10 protein-coding genes are annotated in these 9,359 nt (G+C 74.3%); 6 read left to right on the top strand and 4 right to left on the bottom strand.

Annotated features, from left to right (window positions below; genetic code table 11):
- Positions 1-1,003: HtaA domain-containing protein (locus E1212_RS28445; protein WP_203417364.1), on the bottom strand; the 1,003-nt coding region annotated here is incomplete at its 3' end.
- Positions 1,000-1,722 (bottom strand): LPXTG cell wall anchor domain-containing protein, encoded by a 723-nt coding sequence (locus E1212_RS28440; RefSeq protein ID WP_131988810.1) that lies wholly within the window; start codon positions 1,720-1,722, stop codon positions 1,000-1,002. The genes E1212_RS28445 and E1212_RS28440, both read right to left, overlap by 4 nt.
- A 192-nt stretch (positions 1,723-1,914) precedes the next feature.
- On the opposite strand from E1212_RS28440, the gene E1212_RS28435 reads away from it, so the two are divergent.
- The 5 genes from E1212_RS28435 to E1212_RS28415 all read left to right on the top strand — a co-directional run bounded on the left by E1212_RS28435 (position 1,915) and on the right by E1212_RS28415 (position 6,865).
- The gene (locus tag E1212_RS28435) at positions 1,915-2,595 is read left to right on the top strand and encodes a biliverdin-producing heme oxygenase (protein ID WP_203417363.1); all 681 of its coding nucleotides are present in this window, start codon (positions 1,915-1,917) and stop codon (positions 2,593-2,595) included.
- A 1-nt stretch (position 2,596) separates the two neighbouring features.
- Positions 2,597-3,796: a heme/hemin ABC transporter substrate-binding protein gene (locus tag E1212_RS28430; RefSeq protein ID WP_203417362.1), complete on the top strand. Its 1,200-nt coding sequence runs from the start codon at positions 2,597-2,599 to the stop codon at positions 3,794-3,796.
- Positions 3,793-4,959 carry a FecCD family ABC transporter permease gene (locus E1212_RS28425; protein WP_131988806.1) on the top strand — a complete coding sequence of 389 codons (1,167 nt, stop codon included), beginning with the start codon at positions 3,793-3,795 and terminating at the stop codon, positions 4,957-4,959. Before E1212_RS28430 ends, E1212_RS28425 begins: the two co-directional genes overlap by 4 nt.
- A complete protein-coding gene (locus E1212_RS28420; protein WP_131988804.1) occupies positions 4,956-5,789 on the top strand; it encodes a heme ABC transporter ATP-binding protein in 834 nt (277 codons plus the stop codon). The genes E1212_RS28425 and E1212_RS28420 overlap by 4 nt, the downstream gene beginning before the upstream one ends.
- Before the next feature lie 569 nt (positions 5,790-6,358).
- Positions 6,359-6,865, top strand: coding sequence for an RNA polymerase sigma factor (locus E1212_RS28415; protein WP_162605669.1), 507 nt, complete (start codon positions 6,359-6,361; stop codon positions 6,863-6,865).
- Between the two features lie 241 nt (positions 6,866-7,106).
- Here E1212_RS28415 and E1212_RS28410 read toward each other — a convergent pair whose 3' ends face one another.
- Both E1212_RS28410 and E1212_RS28405 read right to left on the bottom strand, forming a co-directional pair.
- Positions 7,107-7,517, bottom strand: coding sequence for a protein-tyrosine phosphatase family protein (locus tag E1212_RS28410; RefSeq protein WP_131988800.1), 411 nt, complete (start codon positions 7,515-7,517; stop codon positions 7,107-7,109).
- Positions 7,518-7,655: 138 nt separating this feature from the next.
- Positions 7,656-8,606, bottom strand: a complete 951-nt coding sequence (locus E1212_RS28405; protein WP_131988798.1) for a DMT family transporter — start codon at positions 8,604-8,606, stop codon at positions 7,656-7,658.
- Between the two features lie 66 nt (positions 8,607-8,672).
- Here E1212_RS28405 and E1212_RS28400 point away from each other — a divergent pair.
- A partial coding sequence (locus tag E1212_RS28400; protein WP_162605668.1) for an aminotransferase class I/II-fold pyridoxal phosphate-dependent enzyme occupies positions 8,673-9,359 on the top strand: 687 nt, incomplete at its 3' end.

Here is a 9,359-nt window from a genome sequence, read left to right as displayed (position 1 = left end):
CGGCCGTGAACGTGCCGTCCTCGTCGATCTCGGCCCACTGCGCCCGGATCGCGTCCTGGTACTGCGCCGGGACCTGATCCAAGGCGGCCTGCGCCAGCGCCCACGTCTGGGCGCCGACGGTGCGGGCACTCGACGGTGCGCCGGTGGACGGCTGCCAGGTGTCGGCGAACGACCCGAACACCACGTAGCTGCCCGCGGGGACGCCGGCCGGGATCGGCGGACGGTTGCCGGTGGGTGCGACGTTGCCGCCCGGGTCGAAGCCGCTGCCGCGCACGACGATCGTGTCGCCGTAGGCCAGCTCCGCCTCGGCCGCCGGCGTCGTGCCGTCGGCCGCGAACACCTCGATCGACGGCTCGAAGACCGGCTGTTGCTCCTCCAGTGTCGCGGTGAACGTGAGCGGGTCCAGCGCGGTGCCGGCGGCGTAGAAGTTCGCGAACGCCGGGACGCCCGCTGCGGTCAGCGTCGCCGGGACGCCCGTCGCCGACACCGTGCCGCCGTCGAACGTCAGCGGGTGGCCGGTGAGGTCGAGGTCGGCCAGCTCGACGTCGTCGTAGGTGACCAGCTCGCCGGAGTCCAGCGACTTGCTCACCACGTCGGCCACCAGCACGCCGTCGGTCGCGGACGTGACCGTGACGCGCGGGTCGGTGACGGTGAGCTCCAGCAGCGGGCCGGCGCCCATGTCGTGACCGGCGAAGTAGACCTCGCCGGCGAAGGCCAGCTCGGCGGTGCCGGCGTCGGGGTCGGCGGTGCCGGCGCCGTCGGCGAACCGGAAGGTGCCGTCGGCGTTGCGCGTCGCCGGGTCGCGGACCTCGATCGAGCCGTGCGCGATCGGGCCGGTGATGTAGGTGCGGAACGACGCCTTGACGCCCCAGTCGAGGGTGCCGCCCGTCGTGTCCGTGGGCTCGGCGAGGGCGACGGGCGCGGCGCCCGCGATCAGCGTGCCGGCGCCGAGCGCCGCGGCGAGCACCGTCGCCACGTTCCGTCTGAACGATGTGGTCCTCACGGTCGGTTCGTCTCCTCGGTACGACGACGGCGGATGGCGACGGCCGCCCCTCCGCCGCCGAGCAGGGCCAGTCCGGCCAGCGCGGCCGGGATGATCGAGGCGCCGGTCCGGGCGAGGTTCGACCCGCCGCCGGCGGCGGTGGTGCTGGAGGGCTTCGGCGTCGGACCGGCTTCGCCTTGGCCGCCGGCGTCGTTGCCGTCGCTGCCGTCGTCGCCGCCGGAGCCGGCGTCGGCGAACGTGATCGGGATCAGCACGTCGGCGCTGCGGTCGGCGGTGCGGGTGTGGTCGGCGCGGGTGCCGACGACGCAGCCGTCGGGCGCCTGGGCGGTGTCGAGGCAGTCGGTGAACTCGTCGCTCGCGGCGACGCTCAGCTGGACGTCGAACGAGCCCTTGCCGCCGACCTCCTCGAACGGCGTCGCCAGGCCCTCGCCGTAGGACGGCGGGTTTGACGAGATCCACGCCGACGCTCCGCCGCCGCCCTCCATGTCCGCGCCGCCGAGGCACGGTGTGGGCTGCTGACCTGCGCCGTTGTTGACGCAGACGACGACGTAGATGCCCTTGGTGAGGTCGTAGCCCTCGCCGTGGACGGTGATCGTCTCGCCTGCCGGGTCGAGTCCGTCGACCTTCGAGACGGTGATCGTCTGGCCCTCCGGCCCGGTGCCGGACGCGGCCGCCGCGGTGCCGGCCAGGCCCCCCGTCGCCAGGATCACCACCCCCACGGCCGTGACGAGTCGACGGCGATGCGAGCGCCGTCGGGAAACGTTCGACATGTCCCACCCTTCAACCTGATGTCGGGTTCTGCGGATCGATGAGGCACGATATCGGTATAGGTAAGGCATACCTACATTGGGGTAGGCAAACCTAAGATGCAATACTTGTCTCATCCGCAGCGCCGACCCGGAGGAGAATCCGTGCCGACCACCCGTACGCCGGCCGAGGCCGAGCCCCGAACGTTCTCCCAGGCCCTGCGCGAGCGCAGCTGGCCGCTGCACGACGTCGCCAACGGCGCGGGCTTCATCAACGCGCTGATGGAGGGCCGGATCAGCCGGGCCGGCTACACCGCGCTCGTCACCCAGCACCACTTCGTCTACGAGGCGCTGGAGTCCGTCGCAGCCGGCATGCGCGACGACCCGGTCGCCGGGCCGTTCGTCACCGACGACCTCACCCGCGGCCCGTCGCTGCGGGCCGATCTCGCGTTCCTGCTCGGCGACGCCGACGCGATCGACGACCTGGAGCCACTGCCGGCGACCCGCCGCTACGCCGACCGGATCCGCGAGACGGCGCAGTGGCCCGGCGGCTTCGTCGCGCATCACTACACCCGGTACCTGGGCGACCTCTCCGGCGGACTGGCCGTCGGCACGCTGGTGGCGCGGACGTACGGCTTCCCGGCCGGGGGCGACGGCGTGCGGTTCTACCGGTTCGACGCGATTCCCAAGCCACGCCCGTTCAAGGACGCCTATCGGGCCCGCCTCGACGCGGCGCCGTGGAACCCGGACGAGCGCGAACGCGTGATCGACGAGGTGATCCTCGCCTACGGCATGAACACCGAGATCTTCACCGAGCTCGGCGCCGCGCACCCCGCGGCGGGCTGACGTGGCTCGGCGGGGGCGCTCGTTCGGCGTGCTGGCCGCCTCGGTGGCGGCCGGCCTGCTGTTCGGGGTGACGGCATGCGTGGCACCCGCGGACGACGCGGGGGGCGAGGGGACCGATGCCCGGCTGTCGGCCGACGGCACCACGGCGGCGGCCGCGGCCGAAGCCGTCGACGCCTGCCAGGAGCCGGTGACCGGGTTCGGCGTGAGCGTCGACGCCGACGGTGAGCCGCTACCCGAGCGCCCCACGCCGGACGACCCGTCCGCCGGCGGTTCGGCCGAGGACCCGCGCGAGGTCCTCGGCCCGTCGACCGCGACGGTCGACCAGACGGTGACGCCGGTCGCCGACGACGTCGAGCCCGCGCTGCCCGTCACGGTGCACTCGTGCGACGGCGAGACCGTGGTCATCGACGACGCCAGCCGCATCCTCGCCGTCGACCTCTACGGCACGCTGGCCGAGATCGTGTTCAGCCTCGGCCTCGGCGACCGCGTCGTCGGCCGCGATGCGTCCACCGGGTTCCCGCAGGCGGCCGAGCTGCCACTGGTCACGCCCGGCGGTCACGACATGAACGCCGAGGCGATCCTCGACCTCGACCCGACGGTCGTCCTCACCGACTCCAGCGTCGGCCCGCCCGAAGTGCAGCAGCAGCTGCGCGACGCCGGCATCCCGGTCGTCTTCTTCGACGACGCCCGCGACCTCGACCGCATCCCGAGCCAGATCCGGGCCGTCGCCGGCGCTCTGGGCGTCCGGGAGGCCGGCGAGCAGCTGGTCGAGCGGACCTCCGGCGAGATCGCCGACGCGCTGGCGCTCGCCCCGGCCGGCGCCGACCCGCTGCGCATCGCGTTCCTCTACACCCGCGGCGGCATGGTGCAGCTGCTGGCCGGCCCCAGATCGGGCGCCGACGCGATGATCCGCTCGATCGGCGCCGTCGACGTCGGCACCGACATCGGGCTGGACCGGCCGTTCACGCAGATCACCTCCGAGGCGCTGGTCGAGGCCGCTCCCGACGTGATCATCATGATGACCAAGGGCCTCGAGTCCATCGGCGGCGTCGACGGCATGCTCCGGCTGCCCGGCGTCGCGCAGACCCCGGCCGGCGAGAAGCTGCGCGTCGTCGACATGGCCGACTCCGTCCTGCTCAGCTTCGGGCCGCGCACCGGCCGCACCATCGAGGCGCTCGCGCACGCCGTCTACCAGCCATGACGGCGACCGTGCCGGCACCGTCGCCCACGGAGGCGCCGCCCGAGCCGGCGCCCGACGCCGTCCGGGCGAGCCGGTGGCGGCAGGGGCGCGGCGGGGTGCTGATCGCCGGGCTGTCGGTCGCGCTGGTCGTGGTGACGGTCGTGTCGGCCGGACGGGGCCAGCTGCAGATCCCGCCGTCGGAGGTCGTCGGCTCGATCATGCACCGGCTCGACGCGAACCTGGAGTGGGTGCTCGCGCAGGCCGGCCCGACGGTGGACCTGCCGCTCGACGTCGGGCCGCGGCCGCAGCACGTGCAGGGCGAGAACACGCTCTGGCTGGTGCGGTTCCCGCGCGTCGTGCTGGCGCTGCTGGTCGGCGCCGCGCTGGCCGCGGCGGGTGCGCTGATGCAGGGCGTGTTCGGCAACCCGCTGGCCGAGCCCGCGATCGTCGGGGTGTCACCCGGCGCGGCGGTCGGAGCGAGCCTGGTGTTCGTCACCGGGTCGACCTTCCTGGGCGAGTGGACGGTCGCGGTGGCGGCGTTCGCGACCGGTCTGGTGACGACGCTGCTGGTGTACGCGCTGTCACGGTCCGGCGGGCGGACGGAGGTCGTCACGCTCGTGCTCACCGGCGTCGCCGTCACCGCCGTCGCGTTCGCGATCGTGGCGTTCGCGACGTTCGTCGCCACGCCCGAGGCGCGCGAGCAGATCGTGTTCTGGCAGCTCGGCAGCCTCAACGGCGCACGGTGGCAGGCGATCCTGGCGGTGCTGCCGTTCGTGGCGGTCGGGCTGACGCTCGCGTTCGCGATGGCGCGGTCGCTGGACCTGCTGGCCCTGGGCGAGCGATCGGCCCGGCACCTGGGCGTGCGGGTCGAGCGGCTGCGGATCGTGGCGATCGTCGCGGTGGCGATGCTGGTCGGCTCCGGTGTCGCGTTCGCCGGCGTCATCGGGTTCGTCGGACTGGTCGTGCCGCACCTGATCCGGATGATCGCCGGGCCGGGCCACCGGCTGCTGCTGCCGGCCAGCGCGCTCGGCGGTGCATTGCTGCTGGTCTCCGCCGACCTGGTCGCCCGGACCGCGATCGAGTACGCCGACCTGCCGCTCGGCATGCTGACGGCGCTGGTCGGCGGGCCGTTGTTCTTCTGGCTGCTGCGCCGGACCCGGACCAGTCAGGGCGGGTGGGCATGATGCGGCTCGCGGTGTCGCTGCGGGGCGCTCCGCGGCTGCCCACGCCGTCGCCGGCCGCGGGCTCCGTGGTCGCGGCCGCAGACGGCGTCTCCGTCGTCCTGGGCGGGGCGCGCGTGCTCGACGACGTCAGCGTCGAGGTCCGCGCGGGCGAGGTGCTGGCACTGGTCGGACCGAACGGCGCCGGGAAGTCGACGCTGCTCTCCGCCCTCACCGGCGACGTCGCGGTGGCCGCGGGCTCGGTCACTCTGCACGGCGAGCCGCTGCGGGCGTGGTCGGCGACCGAGTCCGCGATGCGCCGCGCCGTGCTGCTCCAGCAGGTGCGGCTGTCGTTCCCGTTCACCGTGGCCGAGGTCGTCGAGATGGGCCGGGCGCCGTGGGCCGGCACTGCGTTCGAGGACTCCGACGACGAGGCCGTCCGGTCGGCGCTGGCCGAGGCCGACGTCACACAGTTCGCCGCGCGGAGGTTCACGTCGCTGTCCGGCGGCGAGCAGGCGCGGGTGGCGCTGGCGCGCGTGCTGGCGCAGCGGACCGGCCTGCTGTTGCTGGACGAGCCGACGGCCGCACTGGACCTGCGCCACCAGGAGCTCGTGCTCGGCGTCGCCCGGACCCGCGCGGCCACGGGTGTCGCCGTCGTCGTCGTCCTGCACGATCTCAATCTCGCCGCCGCGCACGCCGACCGCGTCGCCGTCCTCGCGGGCGGCCGCGTCGTCGCCACCGGCCCGCCTGCCGAGGTTCTCGGCGGCGCGCTGCTCACCGACGTCTACGAACACGACGTCGAGGTGATCGCGCACCCGCGGACCGGCGCACCGGTCATCCTGCCGCGCCGCTGACTCGTGCGCGCCCGGCCGGCGCACCGACGGTGTCGCGGCGCCTTCCCCGGTGCCCGGGCGGACGGGCCGGGACCGGGAAAGGCGCCGAGCTCAGCGGGCCGGTGGGATGCGGCGGCGGGCGGCGGTCACCACGACCGCTCCACGAACATGGCTCTGAAGCGCTGGCGTAGTCGGGGCCGATGGGCCCGCGCCCGGTGCGCTCCCGCGTTGCGACTGGGCGCCGAGAGATACCGCGTCCCCGTCCCGAGCTGGGCATGCGCGGCCTGGTACTTGCGCTTGCGATCTCCCATGGTCATCTGCCCCCTCCAACACTGGCGGCCTCACCCCTGAAGAGCCGTCACGTCGGCACCACAGCACGAATCATAAACGTGATTAGCGTCACAGGCATTAGTTTCCCTTGTCCACATTGGCCAGATTTGAACCTGTTTGAACCAGTCATTTCACTCAATACAGGACCACGTACGTGATTACCGAATGCATGAATGCGGACATCCCCGACGCCGGAGGACCCCTCTCACCGCGAGCGTTTCCCCATGATCAAGGGGTGGGATCATGAGGAATCGACCATTTTGCTCGATCGCGCGAGTCAGGGGGACGACGTCGCGTTCGGGACGCTGTACAGCCGGGTGTCCCCGATCGCCCGGCGTGCGGCACACAACATCGTCCGCGACACACACGCCGCCGACGACCTCGTCCAGGAGACGTTCTATCTCGTGCTGCGTGCGGTCCGGTCCGGCCGCGGCCCGCGCGACTCCTTCACGGGGTACGTGCTGGCGACGGTGAAGCACCTGGCCTACCGGTACTGCAAGACCGAGAGCCGCACCGTCGCCAACGACGACCCGGCCATGTGGGAGCGGTTCACCGACTCCGTCCAGCTGCCGGCGCAGGCCGAGCGCGTCACGGCCGCCTGGGCCTCGCTGCCGCCGCGGTGGCGCAGCATCCTCTGGCTGGTCGAGGTGGACCGCTACTCGCCGGCCGAGCTGGCGGCCGGGATGTCGCTGACGCCGAACGCGGTGTCCAGCCTGGCCTCCCGGGCGCGGCAGGCGCTGCGGACGGCGTACTTGGCGGCCGACTGACGGCGGCGCGGCTCGCTCGCGGCGGTGGGTCGCGGCGGTCGGCGCGAGCAGCGGCTGACTCGACCTCGTCCGGCACGGGCCGGTTCTTCGCCCCATCGGGGGCGGGGCGTCGCCCGGCGCAGAGCGGAGGAACGGACCGGGCCGAGCCCGGCGACGCTGACGCCCGTTGTCGGCGTCTGCGTCACCTGTTGGTCGCGACTCGGAAGGCGGCTCAAGGCGACGCGGCTCAGAGCGACGCGGCTCAGGCGACGCGGCGGAGCCAGCGGCGCTGCCAGGGCGTCTCGACGGCGCGCGGGTGGTAGTGGGCGCGGATCCAGCCGACCGCCTGCTCCCCCGGCACGCCGTCGAGGATCGCCAGGGCCGCCAGCGCCGTGCCGGTCCGCCCGCGGCCGCCGCGGCAGGCGACCTCGACGCGGTCGCCGTCGTGGGCGCGCCGGTGCGCCTCATGCAGGGCGTCCAGCGCGTCCGCGCGGTCGACCGGGATCCAGAAGTCCGGCCAGCGGATCCGCCGGTGCGGCCACGGCGGCATCGTCCCGTCGGTGAGGACGAGCGTGAAGTCCGCCGGACTCTTCTGGACGCCGAGCGGCCGGCCGCGCAACCGCACACCGCTCGGCAGGGTCACCACACCGTCATCGTCGAGCCAGTCCGCCATCCGTCGATTCTGCGGCCGGCGGGGACCGGCGCGGCCGGATCCGCCTACGCCCGCCGCGAACGCCGCCGCCCCGCCCCGCCCCGTTGATCGTGGAGTAACGGGGGAATTCATCGAACATTCCGGACCGCAACTCCCCCATTACTCCACGATCAACGCGGGCGGGCGTGGACCGGTGTCGAGGGAGGCGCGTGGGAGGGCTTCGGGGCGGTGGGGCGGTTCCGGCGGACGGCGCAGGCCGAGCGCGATGCCGGCGCCGCAGAGGAGCGAGCCGAGCAGGCCGACCGGCGTCCAGGCGGAGGTGCCCGCGACGACCCCGACGACCAGGCCGGCGATCGGCATGATGCCGGCGAACAGGCCCGCCCGATCGGCACCCAGCCGGACGACGCCGCCGTACCAGAGCAGGAACGCGATCGCTGTCGTGCAGACGGCCAGGAAGCCCAGCGTCGCCGCCTCGGTCGCCGTCGGGACCACGAGGTCGGCGCCCGGCGACACCGCGGCCAGCACGGCGAGCAGCGGCACCGCGACCAGGCACACGGCGCCCGACACCTGCAGCGGGCTGTGGTCCTTGAGCAGCGGCACGGCGAGCAGCGTGAACGCCGCCTCGCAGAGCAGGAACCCGACGGCGTAGGGCAGCGCGCCGAGCGGGGCGGTCGTCGCGCCCTGGACGACCAGGATGCCAGCGACGACGATCGTGCTGCCGGCGACCGTGCGGGCGCGGATCCGGCCGCCGTCGAGCAGCGGGCCGGCCAGCGCGAGCAGCAGCGGCGTCGCACCGAGGACGGCCGCGAAGAACGCCGGATCCGACCGCTGGGTCCCCTCGATCAGCAGCCAGTTGAACGCCGCCAACCCCGTCCCGGCCAGCAGCACGAGCCGGCCGAACTGGCTCGGGCGGAACCGCGGGAACGGCACCCGGCGCACCCGCATGACGGCGAGCAGCACCAGCCCGGCCAGCAGGTAGCGCCATGCCTGGCCCGCGAGCACCGGGTAGCCGGCGAGCAGGGGGCCGAACGCGATGGACGCACCGACCACCGTCATGCCGGCCGTGCAGGCCAGGGCGCCGGCGGTGGAGGGCGAGCTCAGTCGGTTCATGAGGTCGATCCTCGCGAGCGATCTGGCCCATGGACAGGGCCAGTCGTGACGTGGTCCACTGGGCCAGTGACATCGGACACCGCCGCCGAGCTGGCCGCGCCCTGGGGCCCGCCGCCCGCTACCGGGAAGGCGGCCTGGCTGCGCGGCCGGCTCATCGACGCGATCCTCGGCGGCCGGCTGCTCCCGGGGACCGCGCTGCCCGGCGCCCGCGACCTGGCCCGCACCGTCGGCATCGCCCGCGGCACCGCGGACGCCGTCTACGCGCAGCTGCAGGACGAAGGCTTCATCCGGTCCGCGCCGCGGCGCCGGCCGGTCGTCACCGGCGGGCCGGGGCGGGGCGCGCCCGCGCTCGCCCCGCCCAGCTCGGCCGCCCCGCCGCCGTCGCCCGGCGTCCCCGATCCGGCGCTGTTCCCGCACCGCGCCTGGGCCGCGGCGACCCGGACGGCGCTGGCCGCGCTGTCCGACCGCGACCTCGGCTACCCGGACCCGGCCGGCCACCCACGGCTGCGCGCCCGGCTGGCGGACTGGCTGGCGCGCACGCGCGGCGTCTCGGCCGAGCCGGACCACATTCACGTCACCGGCGGGGTGTCGCACGCGATGTGGCTGCTGACGACGGTGCTGGGTGCGGCGACGTGGGCGGTCGAGCGGCCCTGCTCGCCCGGGACGCTGCACCACCTGCGCCGGCGGCCCGTCGGGGTGGTGGAGGTGCCGGTCGACGGCGACGGACTGGACCCGGCGGAACTGGGTGGGGCG

Source organism: Jiangella ureilytica, assembly GCF_004348545.1.
Lineage (GTDB): Bacteria > Actinomycetota > Actinomycetes > Jiangellales > Jiangellaceae > Jiangella > Jiangella ureilytica.
This window is presented reverse-complemented; position numbering and strand designations above follow the sequence as displayed.